Here is a 15,637-nt window from a genome sequence, read left to right as displayed (position 1 = left end):
CGGGCGAACCCTTCTTGCGAGTCGTTCATGTCAAAAGGAATTGGGGATAAGGCGGAGTTATTGGCCTGCAACTACCTTAAGCAGCAGGGCCTGACGCTGTTGTTCAGTAATTACCGTTGCCGCTTTGGCGAAATAGATCTCATTATGCGTGATGGGAACTATTTGGTGTTCGTGGAGGTCCGGGCTCGCAAATCCAGCGCGTTTGGCGGGGCATTGGCCAGCATCACCGCAAGTAAGCAAAAGCGGCTTATCCAAACCGCTCTGCATTACCAGTTGACGCAAAATCAACAAAATCAGCACCCATTACGCTTTGACGTGGTCTGCCTGCAGGGCACGTCATGTCAGCTTGAGTGGATAAAAAACGCGTTTGGGTTGGATTATTAAATTGAATGAGGTCATCTACATGTCAACACAAATGGAAGATCGGGTCAGGCAATTGTTCGGAATGAGTATTGAGGCAAAGATCGCTGCAGCCGATGTGTTGTCTGCTCCCATCGCCAAAGCAGGGCTTCGTTTAGTCAATTGTTTGTTAAATGACGGCAAAATTCTCTTATGTGGTAATGGCGGCTCTGCCGCCAACTGCCTGCATTTTGCCGCCGCGATGCTTAACCATTTTGATGTTGAACGCCCGCCCCTGCCGGTGATTGCCTTAACCGCGGATGTCGCCTCCATGACCTCCATTGCCGGCGACAGCCATTATGATCATGTGTTTGCCCGTCAGATTCAGGCCTTGGGTCAGGAAGGGGATGTGCTGATGGTCTTATCGACTTCGGGCAATACCGACAGTATTCTTCATGCGGTTAATGCCGCAAATGACCGCGGCATGGATACCATTGCGCTAAGCGGTCGGGACGGTGGTGTTTTAGCCAACCATTTAGGCCCCGAAGACATTGAATTGCGAGTAATAGCCGATACGGAGGCACGCATCAGAGAAACCCATTTATTTATACTGCATTGTTTTTGCGATTTAATTGATCAATCATTATTTGGCCAAATGTTGGGGTAAGTATGAAGTTGCGAACGGTTTTGTTTTTAATTGTCAGTGCGTTATTAACCGGTTGTGTTGCCGCGGTGGTTGCCGGCGCCGCAGCAGGAATGGTGGTTTATGACAAACGCAGCGTGGTCACGCTGGAAAGTGATGCCCGGATTTTCCATCTGGTTCACACGGCCATTGTGACTGATCCGAAATTTCGGGGCTCGCGCATTCTGGTGAGCAGTTTTAACCGGGTTGTGCTGCTTGTTGGACAAACACCCACGGCCTCTTTGCGGGTGATGGCAGAAAAAATCGCCCAGAAAACACCCAATGTCCGTCGCGTTTATGATGAAGTCACCATCGAGCACCCCTTATCCATGACGCAACGGACCAAAGACACCTGGATTACTGGTCAGGTACGAAGCAAAATGTTAACCAAAAAGGGGTTGGAATCCGGTTCAATTCGTGTGGTTACTGAAAATTCGGTTGTCTATCTCATGGGTATTGTAACGCAGGAGCAAGGCAACCTCGCCGTGGATGTCGCCCGCCAGATTAATGGTGTCGGGAAAGTGGTTAAAGTATTCCAATACATTAATTAATATGAAAAAACAGGGATGTTTCATTCTGATCGGTCTGGCATTGACGCAATTATTGGGCTGTGTAAGCAACCTGTGGACAGGTGCATCCCTGGTGTATGACCGTCACACTGTGTATAAAAAATTGGATGATTACAATCTTGCCGCCGTCGCCCATCATGAACTGTTTGACGACAAGGTCTTCAAGCAGCCGGGTTGTTATCTGGATTTGGCTGTATTTAACAACGACCTGTTGCTGGCGGGGCATGTTCCTACAGAGGGTTTACGGGATTTGGCGGCCAATCGGTTGCAAAAACTTGGCGGCTATCGTGAATTCTTCAATCAGGTTGCAGTAAGAAAAGACAAAAACAATGCGCTGCACGATTCCTGGATTACCACCATGATCCGCACCCAGATTTTAGCTGACGCTGAAATTAATCCCAAAGAATTTAAAATCATCACCGCCGATGGCATCGTTTACCTCATGGGGGATGTCATTCCTGAACAGGCCGAACGAGTTATTGCTATTTCACGTCAGACCCGAGGGGTCGTTCGCGTGGTAAAACTTCTGAATTACTATAATTTGAGTGAAATCCCTAAGCCGGGTAAGCATTAATACTGTGGCCTGGGTTGAAACAGGCCACATTGTACTGCCCCGTACCAGGAAGTGGCTAACCTGGAGGTTAACCTTTACTCTATCAATGGAAGCGACCTTTATCCAGTCGTTTACGAATTTTTCTTACTTTAAATTCTCTTAAGAGGCCCGTCGACGAATTCACGCTGGTCTCTTCTTTGCCATTTAACGTCTTTGTGGCGGGGTGGGATCGACAGTGCTGTCGGTAAGGGTGGTGGTTTTTATCGTGTTTATGGTGGATTCCATCACCGTATCGGTTTAACATGCGTTCACGCATACTGACGGAAGTACGCTGCTGTTTTTCAGACATAATCAATTCCTTATTACCTTTGATAAACGAGAGATGATCAACAAACATCCCATTTCATATAAAAATATAGACAATATGGTCATTATTTGCCATAAACGCCGCCTGCAAGTCGAAATTTAACCAACTGACGTTGCTTCTCAAAATTGATTACTTTATAATTCGCCGCGAAGATGAACAGGTGAACAGTGAAAAACCAGCAGGCGACAAGCGTTGTAAGGTCCTTACTTATTACACAACTTTTAAGCACAGCGGGTATGGCACTGGTCCTATTCCTGTTTTATGGTCAACACGAAGCGATATCCGCCTTGTTGGGGGGCTTAGTCGCTGTGTTACCATCGTTTTTTTTTGCTAGGACATTGTTCAAGCATCAGGGAGCCAGGGCAGCAAAAAAAATTATTAACCGTTTTTATGCTGGCGAGGCCTTAAAAATCCTGATATCCATTGGGCTGTTTATCCTGGTATTTACTTTTTACAAAGTAAAGCCGCTGGCATTTTTTTTAACGTACATTGTGGTGGTATTGAATTTCTGGTTCACGCCACTGTTTTTAGCAAATAAACAAAATAGGCCAAAAAGTGACTGAAATGGTATCAAGCACAGACTATATTAAACATCATTTGACATACCTGACTTACGACCTGAAATCAATGGAATTTGGTACGCATGGTGGCTTCTGGACTTTAAACCTTGATACCCTTTTCTTTTCCATCATTCTGGGCTCCTTTGTATTGATCTTGTTTTACATGGGTGCGCGCCGTGTGACAACGGGTGTTCCGGGCAAGCTGCAGAATTTCGCAGAAATGCTGCTTGAGTTTGCCGACAGTCAGGTTAAGGACTGTTTTCATGGCCGTAACAAACTGATAGGGCCTCTGGCATTAACGATTTTCGCCTGGGTCTTTTTAATGAACTTCATGGACATTGTTCCCGTCGACGTATTACCACTCGTCGCTAAATCAATGGGGATTCATTACCTGAAAGTGGTACCCACCAATGACTTAAACCTGACATTCAGCCTTTCGTTGACTGTCTTTTTGCTCATTTTGTTCTATAGCATCAAAATTAAAGGGATAAAAGGGTTCACTAAAGAGCTGACCCTGCAGCCGTTTAATCACCCCGGTTTTATTCCGTTTAACCTGTTGCTTGAGTTGGTTGGTCTTATTGCCAAGCCGATTTCTCTGGCACTGCGTTTGTTTGGAAACCTCTATGCTGGCGAACTGATCTTCATTCTGATTGCCCTGTTGACCTTGAACGCCACAAGCACGTCGCTTGCCGGTACAGCCACTCTGAGCGTGGCACAATTCCTTCTGGCTCTGGCCTGGTCCATTTTTCACATCTTAGTGATTACCCTGCAAGCGTTTATTTTCATGGTTCTGACCATTGTGTACCTGAGTCTGGCTCATGAAGAACATTAACCTGCATTTTTATTGATTTTTAATTTAAACATTGTCCATTAAGGGGATTTATATGCAAGCTGCAAATTTAATCGCACAAGTTCAAGGTATGACTGTGATTGCTGTCGCACTGTTGATTGGGCTCGGCGCTCTTGGAACCGCTATTGGATTCGGTCTGTTAGGCGGCAAATTTCTGGAAGGTTCTGCACGTCAACCTGAAATGGTGCCCATGCTGCAGGTTAAAATGTTCATTGTCGCCGGTCTGCTTGATGCTGTGACCATGATTGGTGTTGGTATTGCTCTGTTTTTCACCTTTGCTAACCCTTTCTTAAGCAACCTCGGTTCTTGATAACACCAAAGTGGGGCGCTGTGCGCCCTGAATTGTTACAAGGAGACTACATTGGATATTAATTTAACACTGATTATTCAAATGCTCGTGTTTGCAGCATTTGTCTGGTTCACCATGAAATTCGTATGGCCGCCATTGGCCAAAGCGTTAGAAGAGCGTCAGGATAAAATTGCTGATGGGCTTTCTGCCGCTGAACGTGGTCGTAAGGAATTGGAGTTGGCTCAGCATCGTGTCCGCGATGAATTAAAGCATGCCAAGGCGCAGGCGAACGAGATCATCGAAAAGGCCAATCGTCGTGCCAATCAAATGATTGAAGAAGCCAAAGAGTCGGCCAAACTGGAGGCGCAAAAACAAGCCAAGCTGGCGCACGATCAACTTCTGCAGGAAGTGAATCATGCGAAAGAAGGGTTGAGAAAACAAGTCGCTCAGCTGGCGATTGCAGGTGCCGAAAAAATTCTGATGAAGGAAATCGACGAGCAGGCAAACAGTAAATTGCTGGATAAACTGATAGAAGAGATTTGATATGTCCGAGACGATTACCATTGCCAGACCTTACGCAAAAGCAATTTTTGAGCATGCTCTGCATAAAGGGAAATTGACTGAATGGTCAACGATTCTCTTTGCCGCCTCCCAAATTGCCTTAAATGACCAGGTAATTAGTTTTATTAGTAACCCTGCTGCCACCATTGAGCAGCAGATATCCCTGATGGCTGACCCTCTGAAAAAAATGGCAGACACCGGGGAAGTCTCAGCCCTGGATAATTTTGTCCGCACGCTTGCTGAAAACAAGCGTTTACAGATTTTACCTGATATCTACGTCTTGTTTGAAGCCATGCGCTCAGAGCAGGAAAAGACATTAACCATCAGTGTCACGAGCTATTCCACCCTTTCCAACACACAGGAAAAAGAACTCATCGATGCCTTAAGCAAGCGCCTGCAACGCCAGGTGACACTCAAGGTAGCCATTGATAAATCCTTACTGGGCGGTGCGATCATAAAGGCCGGTGATTTAGTTATTGATGGTTCAGTCCGTGGAAAATTAAATAAACTCGGTGCAGGTTTGGCCGCGTAATAGAGAGGATAGTATTCATGACAGAACATGTTGCATTAAACCCCGCTGAGATCAGCGATTTAATCAGAAAGAAAATAGACCAGTTTAACGTGGTTTCTGAAGCCAGAAACGAGGGAACCATTGTCAACCTGAAAGATGGTATTGTTCGCATGCACGGACTGGCCGATGTTATGCAGGGTGAAATGATTGAGTTCCCCGGCGAACGCTATGGTCTGGCCCTTAACCTCGAGCGTGACTCGGTTGGTGCCGTAATTCTTGGTGATTATGCCGGTTTATCAGAAGGCCAAAAAGGCAAATGTACCGGCCGTATTCTTGAAGTTCCTGTCGGTCGAGGTCTGCTTGGCCGCGTCGTCGATGCTTTAGGTAATCCTCTGGATGGCAAAGGCCCAATTGATGCTGAAAAAATGTCACCGATTGAAAAAGTGGCTCCAGGCGTTATTTCCCGTCAGTCCGTGGATCAACCCGTGCAAACCGGTCTTAAAGCGATCGATGCCATGATTCCCGTCGGCCGTGGCCAGCGTGAATTGATCATCGGTGACCGCCAAACCGGTAAAACCGCCATTGCAATTGATGCCATCATCAATCAAAAGGGTACTGGCATTAAATGTATCTATGTCGCAATTGGTCAAAAAGCTTCTTCTGTTGCTGCCATCGTCCGTAAATTGGAAGAACACGGCGCATTGGAGCATACCATTGTTGTCGTTGCCGGCGCGTCTGATTCGGCTGCCCTACAGTTTATTGCACCTTACACCGGCTGCGCCATGGGTGAATACTTCATGGAAAACGGTGAAGATGCTCTCATCGTTTATGATGACTTAACCAAACAGGCCTGGGCTTATCGTCAAATTTCCCTGTTGTTACGTCGTCCACCCGGTCGTGAAGCTTACCCCGGTGATATTTTCTATCTCCACTCCCGTTTGCTTGAGCGGGCTGCACGTATTAATGCCAATGAAGTTGAGAAATTAACCGATGGCCGCGTGAAAGGTAAAACAGGATCCCTGACCGCATTGCCCATTATTGAAACGCAGGCCGGGGACGTGTCCGCCTTCGTTCCTACCAACGTGATCTCGATTACCGACGGTCAGATTTTCCTTGATGTTGATCTCTTTAACTCCGGTGTTCGTCCCGCAATTAACTCCGGTCTTTCTGTTTCGCGGGTTGGTGGTGCAGCTCAAACCAAGATTATGAAAAAACTCGGTGGCGGTACCCGTCTGGCGCTCGCGCAATTCCGTGAACTGGAAGCCTTCTCGCAATTCGCTTCTGATTTGGATGACGCAACACGCAAACAATTGGAGCGTGGCCAGCGCATTACCGAGTTAATGAAGCAGAAGCAATATTCTCCCATGTCTGTCGCAGAGATGGGTCTGTCGCTGTTTACTATTGAGAAAGGGTACCTCGATGATGTGCCAGTGGCTGAAGTGAGAGCATTTGAAGCGGCGCTGCAGGGCTACATGCAATCCTCTCATGCAAGTCTTCTGCATAAGATCAATGAGACTGGTGCTTATGACGCTGACATTGAAGCGCAATTAAAGGCAGCAGTTGAGGAATTTAAAAACACTGGAAGTTGGTAATGAATAACCGCCAGCCGAGTTGCTGGCGGCTCAATGATTAAACAGGATGAGTTGAATCATTCTGGTAATTAAGGCGAAGCAGATATGGCTGGTGCAAAAGAAGTCCGTACTAAAATTGCAAGTATTAACAATACGAAAAAAATCACCAAGGCTATGGAAATGGTTGCCGCGAGTAAAATGCGTAAAACGCAGGATAGAATGCGCGCATCCAAACCGTATGCCTCAAAAATTTATGATGTGGTCAAGCACATTGCCCGAGCGAATTCCGAATACCGTCATCCCTTTATGACGGGTCGTGAAATTAAGCGTGTAGGCATCATTGTGGTGACAACCGATCGTGGCTTATGCGGTGGTTTAAATGCAAATTTGCTGCGAGAAACTGTACGTCATATGCGGCAATGGCAGCAGGAAGGCAAAGACATCGATGTCAGTGTGGTAGGCCGCAAGGGTCAGGCTTTTTTCAAGCGTTTTGGCGGTAAAGTCATTGCTTCCGTGGATCAATTGGGTGATAAACCCAGCGTGAGTGATTTAATTGGTGTAGTCAAGGTCATGCTTGACGCATTCTACCGTGGTGAAATTGATGCTCTGCACATCATTTACAATGAATTTGTAAACACCATGACCCAAAAGCCGATGCTGAAACAGTTGCTGCCTCTTCCAGTGTCTGACGAAGACACTCAGCGCCTGGGACATCATTGGGATTATATCTACGAACCGGACGCCAAGGAATTGCTCGATGGTTTATTAGAACGCTACATCGAATTACAGGCTTATCAAGCGGTTGTAGAAAACATCGCCTGCGAGCAGGCTGCCAAAATGATTGCAATGAAAAGTGCAACGGATAATGCCGGTGAATTGATCAAACAGCTTCGCTTGATTTATAACAAAGCCCGACAGGCGGCCATTACTCAGGAATTGGCTGAAATTGTCGGTGGCGCTGACGCTTTATAACGAGGGTATATCATGAGTTTAGGAACAGTAGTTGAAGTAATTGGTGCGGTTGTTGACGTGGAATTTCCCCGTGATGAGGTTCCCAAAGTAAACGATGCCTTGCACCTGGTTGATGGCGATTTAACGTTTGAAGTACAGCAGCAGCTTGGCGACGGTGTTGTCCGTACGATTGCGATGGGATCGTCAGAAGGTCTAAAGCGCGGTGTAAAAGCTAAAAACACCGGTAAACCCATTCAGGTTCCTGTCGGCAAGAAAACACTGGGCCGTATTATGGATGTATTGGGACGCCCAGTGGATGAAGCAGGTCCTATTGAAGCGGATGAATACTGGTCGATTCATCGTAAAGCCCCAAGTTATGAAGAGCAGGCCGGCAGCCAGGAACTACTGGAAACCGGTATTAAAGTAATCGACTTGCTTTGCCCGTTTGCCAAAGGGGGTAAGGTTGGTTTGTTCGGTGGTGCGGGTGTGGGTAAAACAGTCAACATGATGGAACTCATCCGTAACATTGCAATTGAGCACAGTGGTTACTCTGTATTTGCCGGTGTTGGTGAGCGTACTCGTGAGGGTAACGACTTCTATCATGAAATGAAAGACTCCAACGTACTCGATAAAGTATCCCTGGTTTATGGACAGATGAATGAGCCGCCAGGAAACCGTCTGCGTGTGGCGTTGACCGGTTTGACCATGGCGGAAAAATTCCGTGATGAGGGCCGTGATGTACTGCTCTTCATCGATAACATTTACCGTTACACGCTGGCTGGTGTGGAAGTGTCCGCCCTGTTAGGCCGTATGCCTTCCGCCGTAGGTTACCAACCGACCCTGGCTGAAGAAATGGGTATGCTGCAAGAGCGTATTACATCAACCAAGACAGGTTCCATTACCTCCATTCAGGCGGTTTATGTTCCTGCCGACGACTTGACTGACCCCTCTCCTGCAACCACCTTTGCTCACCTGGATGCCACCGTCGTTTTGTCGCGTCAGATTGCTGAATTGGGTATTTACCCCGCGGTTGATCCATTAGACTCGACGTCCCGTCAGTTGGATCCATTGATTGTAGGTCAGGAACATTATGATACTGCCCGACGTGTACAGCAAACGCTGCAACGTTATAAAGAACTGAAAGACATCATTGCCATTCTCGGAATGGATGAACTGTCTGAAGAAGACAAGCGTGTTGTGACACGTGCCCGTAAGATTCAGCGTTTCCTTTCTCAACCTTTCTTCGTTGCGGAAGTATTCACGGGTTCACCCGGTAAATACGTGTCACTGAAAGACACCATTAAAGGGTTCCAGGGCATTCTGGCGGGTGAATACGATGATCTGCCTGAACAAGCTTTCTACATGGTGGGTAGCATTGAAGAAGCCGTTGCCAAAGCGAAGACCTTATGAGGCAGGATAATATGGCGATTACCACGCACCTGGACATTGTCAGTGCTGAAAAGGAAATTTATTCAGGCGTTGTTGAGTTGGTTGTGGCAACCGGTGAGCTTGGCGAGGTAGGGATTACTCCTGGCCACGCACCTTTGCTGACCGTACTTAAACCCGGTGAAATCAGGATAACGCTTCCTGGCGGCAGCCAGGAGATTTACTACGTATCTGGCGGCATGCTGGAGGTACAACCTCATTGCGTTACCGTGTTGGCTGATACAGTAGAGCGTGCGGATAACCTTGATGAAGCCGCGGCCCTGGCTGCAAAGGCTAAAGCCGAGGAAGAGATTGCCAACAAAAACACGGATCTGGATTACTCCCGAGCCGCAGCCGAATTGGCCAGAGCGGTTGCTCAAATTCGAGCGATACAAAAACTTCGCAAGAATTTAAAATAATCGAGTCAGACAGCAAAATCCCGCAAACGCGGGATTTTTTTTACCGGTAACAGCCGATTTATCCTGATAACAGGCCAGTTTGCCCTACATGAATAAATCAATCAGGCCCACGCCAATCGCTCTTTATGCAGCAGGAGATAACAGGACCCCTGATGCGACGGCCTGCTTTCCCACAAACCGATTTCCTGCACAGGGATGTCCCCGAGATCGGGCCACATCAAATCCTGTGGCAAAAGTACTTTTCCTTTCTGACGCAAGCGGCCTAAGGTCAGATGAGCACGGTAGGGTCTTTGTTCAATCTCATACCCCGCCCGGAGTATGCCTTCTCCTACACGATTGGCAAGCGTAATCAGGGACTGATTGACGGGTACTGCAAGCGAAATGACATGCGGTTTATGGGGGGATGGAAATAATTCAACTTTTCCCAACTGGATAGGAAAAGCGGAAAGGCCCTGCACGTGCTGTCCCACCGTAACAATCAAAGAAGGGATATCCTCCTTATCAACGGCCTTTAAAAACTGTAAAGTAATATGTAAATTTTCTGGCGCAGACCATCGGATGTTTGTATCGGCCAGATTGGTTTGTAGAGAACGGATAAAGCCAGCCAACGTGTTATTCGCTGCTTGCGGCAGTTGTATACCCCAAAAAGCCCGGATCGATGTCATAGTCAGAGAGCGTTTTCTTTGATTAACAAAGTGTAACACACAATAAAAAAACAAGAGGAAAAGGGATGGCTCTTAAACTGATTCACATGGATGTTGATCTCAGGAAATACCCCGACGACATTTCGCCTTTGACAAAAGACGATGAAGTTACACTTGGCGACGGTCACGGGAATGCCTTGAAAATGGTCTATTTTTTGATAAAAACGGGGATTATGACGCTTGCAGGAGGAGCAGAAGATTACCAGAGACTAGTGGAGATTTATGAACAGGAGTTAAACCCAGAGGCGAATGATTATGCGCCCTATGCAAAGGCCATGGACGATTTTATTCGCATCCTCCACCAGGCGAAACCGGGCCTGGTAGGGATTCTTCGCTTTTTAGGGGATGTGGTCGCTGACCGCGGCAATAATGATCTGTATACCTTATTAATTTATGAGTGGCTTCTCATTGCCAAAATTCGGGTTGAAACCATGATGTCCAATCATGACATGGCATTCATCAGCTTGGTCTTAAATGGTGAATATTCACCCAATATTGCTCTGACCGTGGGGTATGACCGACTGCGTAATCATCAGATGCGATCCGCGTTTGGCGCTTTGTTTTTTCTTTATCATAAACTGTTTCCTGAAGAGCGGTTTATACATCTGTTCAGTTTGTACCGCTCTACCCTGAGCCTCTTTGCCTGCAGCAAGGGAGATGACGATGAGCTTATCCTGTATACTCATGCGCCGGTGGGTTTGGAAACCTTGTATGCTTTTTATGATGAATATAGATCGCGAATGACGACGGCCTTACTGGCCACACTTCACCTTCCAGAAGAGGCTGAGCATGCAAAAACCCGCTTTTATCATCTGGGTTCAGGGGAGTTGGCTAAGGTGATAGATGCCGTGAACGCTGTCTTTGCCAGCCTGGACTTACGAAAAGCCATTGATTCTGAGCGGTGTTATCTCGAAATTTTTTACCGCGACGGCCTTCCTCAACGCATGCCGATGGAATGTCCTCTTTTTCGCCTGTGCTGGAACCGAGATACCACTCAATTGCAGGCTGGGACCCGGGTAAAATTAACCCTGATTCATGGCCATGATCTGGCTTCACCCTCCTTTGGAAAAAGCCTTGATAATTTTCTCGGAAAGAATTCAAAAGGCGGCTTGATTAACCTGGTCGATCCCTGGTATACCCTTCCCCAAGGTGGACTGCCGCGTCTGAATGTGTACCGTTATGGCTCGCTGGCGTTGCCGTCAACCCCGTCCGAAAAGGCACAATTAAGTTATGCGGTGGTAAATTCATGGCCTGAGGCAGCATTAAAGAAACGCCCATCCATTATTGGTTTTTTTGAAAAGAACAACGACAATGACACTGACTTGTTGCTACCGGCCAAACCGCTTGGTTTAAACCTGCATTTGTGAGGTGATTGAATGACAGAAACAGCGTTGCAGCGCTTACTAAGGCTCGAAGAAGAGGTGCGTGATTTTGGTTTTCTCTGGCCCGATGCCGACATGATTATCGAACAGGCCTTAAGCGAATGTCAGGAAATTAAAGAGGCACTGGATAATCGGCAATCAGCCGCGCGCGTACAGGAAGAAGTCGGTGATTTATTGCACACAGCCCTTTCCCTCTGTTGTTTTCTGAACTTTAATGTTCATGAAACTCTGGCTAAGACAGCCGATAAATTTGCAGCCCGCATGGAGGCGCTTAAAGCCCTGGCAGGCGAGAAAGGCTATACTGATTTAAAGGGTCAACCCATCGAATTTCTCGGTGAGCTGTGGCAGGAGGCCAAACGAAGAACATCCGGGCAATGACAGCTGCATTCAATCCACTGCAAATAATACTCCAGGTGAAGCAATGACACATCTCAATCCAATCACAGGGTTTAAAAAAATAATTATTCTTTTCTGGTTTGTCTGGTGGCTTATTGCTCTCTGGACAGATGTTGTCGGCCTGCTCGCCCACAACGGTTGGTTAATCAAAAGCTGGGCGCCAGATACAAACTACCCTTTTCTGGTGGAGTCGCTCAAAATGTATGATGTGCCTGCCTGGGTACCTCAATGGTCCTTTGCGGGCATTATTCTGTGGTCTTTTCTGTCTACTCTGGCTTTCGGCTGGACGGCGTTAGCTTTGTTTCAGCCCACATCAGGCTGGATGCGACGTGCTGATTGGGCGTTTATTGTTTCCTTAAGTTATTGGCTTGCCTTTTTCCTTGCGGATCAGTTGGTAATGAAATTTGATTTGGAGGAAAATCACATGATTCAGGGTGGATTTCAGTTATTGACCTATTTGAGCCTTTACCTTTTACCCGAAACACAACGCAGGGAAAGAGTTGAGGAATAACAAGCACTTGCGGGTAAATTCACAGGGTTATCCACAGGTTGTGCATTGCCAGTTGATGGGATTTAAAATAAAAATCATTATTAATCAAAGGGTTAATTGATTTATATTCAAAATAAGGCTAGGCTGATGGAAAGTTATTCACATCCTCGGCCTTTTTTGTTTCTAGCCGACACCAGAGTTTGATAAAATAGCTTTGCCAAATTGTTGTAGAGTACACTACGATCACCATTGAAAAGAACCAGCTGATGACTATTGTTATGAATGATGCTATAGAGCGTAAACCGATTACGGAATTTACAGAAAAAGCGTACCTTGATTACTCCATGTACGTCATTCTGGACAGAGCCTTGCCCCATCTTGCCGATGGATTAAAGCCGGTACAGCGCCGAATTGTTTACGCCATGTCGGAATTGGGCCTTAAAGCCACGGCAAAGCATAAAAAATCGGCGCGTACCGTGGGGGATGTTCTGGGTAAATTCCACCCGCATGGGGATTCCGCTTGTTACGAGGCCATGGTCTTGATGGCCCAGCCTTTCTCCTACCGTTACCCGTTTGTCGACGGTCAGGGCAACTGGGGTTCTGCAGACGATCCCAAATCCTTTGCCGCCATGCGCTACACAGAGGCACGCTTATCGCCTTATGCGGAGTTGCTGTTATCCGAGTTACAGCAGGGAACCGTGGATTGGGTAGACAATTTCGACGGTACGCTGAAAGAACCCTCTCTGCTACCGGCCCGTTTGCCCAACGTGCTGCTGAATGGCGCAACCGGTATTGCGGTGGGTATGTCGTCGGACATCCTGCCGCACAATTTACGGGAAGTGGCGGACGCCTGCATCCATCTGCTTGACAACCCCAGAGCCAGCCTTGATGATCTTTGCCAATTTATTCAGGGGCCTGATTTTCCAACCAGCGCTGAAATCATTACGCCCAAAAGTCAGATACGGACAGTGTATGAAACCGGTATCGGCTCTATCAAAATGCGTGCGGTGTTCACAGTAGAAAAGCAAAACATTGTCATTACCGCCCTGCCGTATCAGGTATCCGGGGCTAAAGTAATTGAACAGATTGCAGCACAGATGCAACAAAAAAAATTACCCATGGTTGAAGACCTGCGCGATGAATCTGATCATGAGCACCCCACCCGCCTCGTCATTATTCCTCGTTCCAATCGCATTGATGTAGATGGGTTAATGTCCCATCTGTTTGCAACCACGGATCTGGAGCGAAGCTACCGCGTTAATTTCAATATGATTGGTCTGGATGGTAAACCCCGGGTAAAAAGTTTACTCGTCTTGCTCAATGAATGGCTGGTTTATCGCCTAATGACGGTGAAGCGGCGCCTTCAATACCGCTTGGATAAAGTACTTGAGCGGTTGCATGTGCTTGAAGGATTAATCATTGCTTTCCTTAATATCGATGAGGTCATTGCCATCATCCGTGAGAGCGAAGAACCGAAACCGGCGTTGATTCAACGCTTTAATTTGAGCGAGAGGCAGGCCGAGGCGATTCTTGAGATGAAATTGCGGCATTTGGCCAAACTGGAAGAAATTCGCTTGCGGGCTGAACATGACGAGTTAAGCAACGAACGCGACATGCTTGAAAAAACATTAGCCAGTGAAGCACGTCTTAAAACCCTGGTTAAAAAAGAAATCACCGCTGATCGGGATGCGTTTGGCGATGAGCGTCGTTCCCCTTTAATGGAGCGTCATGATGCCCAGGCCTTAAAGGAAGAAGATTTGTTGCCCAATGAACCCATCACCGTGGTGTTGTCGCAGAAAGGCTGGATTCGCGCGGCCAAAGGGCATGATGTGGAAGGGCGTGAGTTAAGTTACAAAGCGGGGGATGAGTTCAAAGCGCAGGTCAATGCCCGCAGCAATCAGCAGATTCTCTTTTTTGACAGTGAAGGCAAGGTTTATAATCTTCCGGGTCATGTGCTGCCTTCAGCACGGGGTCAGGGAGAGCCCCTGACCAGTAAGTTGAATCCTGCCGATGGCATGATGTTTGAAGCCATGGCCAGCGGTGAGGCCGATGATTGGCTTGTCCTTGCATCGGATGCCGGCTATGGGTTCATTACCCGCCTTGGCGAGTTGTATGTTAAAAACCGCAACGGCAAAGCCTGCGTCAAACTGCCAGAGGGCAGCGGTCTGTTGAGGCCACGTGTGTTGACCGACAGGGAAAACCAGCTCCTGGCCTGCGTCACCAATGTGGGTCGGTTATTGATTTTCAACGCGTCGGAACTTCCTGAACTCAGTCGCGGCAAGGGGAACAAGATGATCAGTATCCCAACCGCCAAAGTCATGACGCGTGAAGAGTTCGTCATCGACATCCAGGTGTTGCATGCTGAAGATGCCCTGACAGTACATGCCGGCAAGCGTCATTTCACCTTAAAGAATGAGGATTTGCATCATTACGCGGGTGAACGCGGCCGCCGCGGCAATCGTTTACCGCGCGGCCTACAGAACGTGACCTCTCTGCAGGTCACAGTCCTTAAGCCGGCGAACGCATGAAATTGTCAGCGAACCAATTGCGGTGGATTTTAAATGCCTGGCCCCCTTTTTGGGGGGCTGGCATCAAAGTTGAAGAACTTCGCGATGATTTCTCCTATGTGCGTGTTTCGTTGGCTTTTCGCTGGTATAACAAAAACTACATGCGTGTCCAGTACGGCGGAAGCCTGTTTTCCATGACCGATCCTTTCTTTGTATTGATGCTGATTAAACGTTTGGGAAAAGGCTATGTGGCCTGGGACAAGCAAAGCGAAATTAATTACGTTCGACCGGGTAAAGGCCGGGTCTACGCGGAGTTTACGTTAAGCGAGCAGCAAGTCACGGAGATCCGTGAAGCCGCCCTGCGCGAGGAAAAGGTTTATCCAACATTTGAAGTGGCCATTGTGGATGAACAAAAACAAGTCGTCGCCACAGTCAAAAAAACCCTGTATGTTCGGCAGCAAAAAACAACCGATCTCAATCAGACTTAAGGTCTTCGGGCTCCTGTCTGGGG

At 47.5% G+C, this 15,637-nt stretch carries 20 protein-coding genes; 18 read left to right on the top strand and 2 right to left on the bottom strand.

All coding sequences use genetic code 11. From position 1 onward, the window contains the following. Nucleotides 1-27 precede the first annotated feature (27 nt). The 4 genes from DYE45_RS14330 to DYE45_RS14315 are packed head-to-tail and all read left to right on the top strand — an operon-like array spanning nucleotide 28 to nucleotide 2,164. The gene (locus DYE45_RS14330) at nucleotides 28-384 is read left to right on the top strand and encodes a YraN family protein (RefSeq protein ID WP_115301030.1); all 357 of its coding nucleotides are present in this window, start codon (nucleotides 28-30) and stop codon (nucleotides 382-384) included. Nucleotides 385-403: 19 nt separating this feature from the next. After that, complete coding sequence (locus DYE45_RS14325; protein ID WP_108291012.1) at nucleotides 404-1,006, top strand: SIS domain-containing protein; 603 nt, start codon at nucleotides 404-406, stop codon at nucleotides 1,004-1,006. Between the two features lie 2 nt (nucleotides 1,007-1,008). Further along, on the top strand, nucleotides 1,009-1,572 hold the full coding sequence (locus DYE45_RS14320; RefSeq protein WP_108291010.1) for a BON domain-containing protein: 564 nt from the start codon (nucleotides 1,009-1,011) through the stop codon (nucleotides 1,570-1,572). 1 nt (nucleotide 1,573) lies between these two features. Then, nucleotides 1,574-2,164, top strand: coding sequence for a BON domain-containing protein (locus DYE45_RS14315; RefSeq protein ID WP_108291008.1), 591 nt, complete (start codon nucleotides 1,574-1,576; stop codon nucleotides 2,162-2,164). 82 nt (nucleotides 2,165-2,246) lie between these two features. On the opposite strand, the gene DYE45_RS14310 is transcribed toward DYE45_RS14315, so the two are convergent. Further along, nucleotides 2,247-2,492 carry a hypothetical protein gene (locus DYE45_RS14310; protein WP_108291382.1) on the bottom strand — a complete coding sequence of 82 codons (246 nt, stop codon included), beginning with the start codon at nucleotides 2,490-2,492 and terminating at the stop codon, nucleotides 2,247-2,249. Nucleotides 2,493-2,677: 185 nt separating this feature from the next. On the opposite strand from DYE45_RS14310, the gene DYE45_RS14305 reads away from it, so the two are divergent. The 9 genes from DYE45_RS14305 to DYE45_RS14265 all read left to right on the top strand — a co-directional run bounded on the left by DYE45_RS14305 (nucleotide 2,678) and on the right by DYE45_RS14265 (nucleotide 9,647). Continuing rightward, a complete protein-coding gene (locus tag DYE45_RS14305; protein WP_256594928.1) occupies nucleotides 2,678-3,073 on the top strand; it encodes an ATP synthase subunit I in 396 nt (131 codons plus the stop codon). Between the two features lies 1 nt (nucleotide 3,074). Then, the gene (atpB, locus tag DYE45_RS14300; protein ID WP_108291004.1) at nucleotides 3,075-3,902 is read left to right on the top strand and encodes a F0F1 ATP synthase subunit A; all 828 of its coding nucleotides are present in this window, start codon (nucleotides 3,075-3,077) and stop codon (nucleotides 3,900-3,902) included. A 52-nt stretch (nucleotides 3,903-3,954) separates the two neighbouring features. After that, the gene (gene atpE / locus DYE45_RS14295; protein WP_028385819.1) at nucleotides 3,955-4,230 is read left to right on the top strand and encodes a F0F1 ATP synthase subunit C; all 276 of its coding nucleotides are present in this window, start codon (nucleotides 3,955-3,957) and stop codon (nucleotides 4,228-4,230) included. Between the two features lie 51 nt (nucleotides 4,231-4,281). Further along, nucleotides 4,282-4,752, top strand: coding sequence for a F0F1 ATP synthase subunit B (locus DYE45_RS14290; protein WP_108291002.1), 471 nt, complete (start codon nucleotides 4,282-4,284; stop codon nucleotides 4,750-4,752). A 1-nt stretch (nucleotide 4,753) separates the two neighbouring features. Beyond that, on the top strand, nucleotides 4,754-5,302 hold the full coding sequence (locus tag DYE45_RS14285; RefSeq protein WP_108291000.1) for a F0F1 ATP synthase subunit delta: 549 nt from the start codon (nucleotides 4,754-4,756) through the stop codon (nucleotides 5,300-5,302). Nucleotides 5,303-5,319: 17 nt separating this feature from the next. Beyond that, a complete protein-coding gene (gene atpA, locus DYE45_RS14280) occupies nucleotides 5,320-6,873 on the top strand; it encodes a F0F1 ATP synthase subunit alpha (RefSeq protein ID WP_108290998.1) in 1,554 nt (517 codons plus the stop codon). Nucleotides 6,874-6,957: 84 nt separating this feature from the next. Next, nucleotides 6,958-7,824: a F0F1 ATP synthase subunit gamma gene (atpG, locus tag DYE45_RS14275; protein ID WP_108290996.1), complete on the top strand. Its 867-nt coding sequence runs from the start codon at nucleotides 6,958-6,960 to the stop codon at nucleotides 7,822-7,824. Nucleotides 7,825-7,836: 12 nt separating this feature from the next. Then, on the top strand, nucleotides 7,837-9,213 hold the full coding sequence (gene atpD / locus DYE45_RS14270; protein WP_108290994.1) for a F0F1 ATP synthase subunit beta: 1,377 nt from the start codon (nucleotides 7,837-7,839) through the stop codon (nucleotides 9,211-9,213). Nucleotides 9,214-9,224: 11 nt separating this feature from the next. Then, nucleotides 9,225-9,647 carry a F0F1 ATP synthase subunit epsilon gene (locus DYE45_RS14265; protein ID WP_108291380.1) on the top strand — a complete coding sequence of 141 codons (423 nt, stop codon included), beginning with the start codon at nucleotides 9,225-9,227 and terminating at the stop codon, nucleotides 9,645-9,647. A gap of 101 nt (nucleotides 9,648-9,748) precedes the next feature. On the opposite strand, the gene thpR is transcribed toward DYE45_RS14265, so the two are convergent. Then, complete coding sequence (gene thpR / locus DYE45_RS14260) at nucleotides 9,749-10,312, bottom strand: RNA 2',3'-cyclic phosphodiesterase (protein ID WP_108290992.1); 564 nt, start codon at nucleotides 10,310-10,312, stop codon at nucleotides 9,749-9,751. Nucleotides 10,313-10,377: 65 nt separating this feature from the next. Between thpR and DYE45_RS14255 the strand changes: the two genes are divergently transcribed. The 5 genes from DYE45_RS14255 (at nucleotide 10,378) to DYE45_RS14235 (ending at nucleotide 15,614) form a co-directional block, all read left to right on the top strand. Further along, nucleotides 10,378-11,718, top strand: coding sequence for a hypothetical protein (locus DYE45_RS14255; RefSeq protein ID WP_108290990.1), 1,341 nt, complete (start codon nucleotides 10,378-10,380; stop codon nucleotides 11,716-11,718). A 9-nt stretch (nucleotides 11,719-11,727) separates the two neighbouring features. After that, nucleotides 11,728-12,111, top strand: coding sequence for a MazG nucleotide pyrophosphohydrolase domain-containing protein (locus DYE45_RS14250; RefSeq protein ID WP_108290988.1), 384 nt, complete (start codon nucleotides 11,728-11,730; stop codon nucleotides 12,109-12,111). Between the two features lie 43 nt (nucleotides 12,112-12,154). Beyond that, entirely contained in the window at nucleotides 12,155-12,640 is a 486-nt protein-coding gene (locus DYE45_RS14245; protein ID WP_108290986.1) for a hypothetical protein, read from the top strand. Nucleotides 12,641-12,897: 257 nt separating this feature from the next. Next, a complete protein-coding gene (gene parC, locus DYE45_RS14240) occupies nucleotides 12,898-15,147 on the top strand; it encodes a DNA topoisomerase IV subunit A (protein WP_108290984.1) in 2,250 nt (749 codons plus the stop codon). Then, the gene (locus DYE45_RS14235; protein WP_108290982.1) at nucleotides 15,144-15,614 is read left to right on the top strand and encodes a DUF4442 domain-containing protein; all 471 of its coding nucleotides are present in this window, start codon (nucleotides 15,144-15,146) and stop codon (nucleotides 15,612-15,614) included. Before parC ends, DYE45_RS14235 begins: the two co-directional genes overlap by 4 nt. Nucleotides 15,615-15,637 lie beyond the last annotated feature (23 nt).

Source organism: Legionella taurinensis, from assembly GCF_900452865.1.
Taxonomy (GTDB): Bacteria; Pseudomonadota; Gammaproteobacteria; order Legionellales; family Legionellaceae; genus Legionella_C; species Legionella_C taurinensis.
This window is presented reverse-complemented; position numbering and strand designations above follow the sequence as displayed.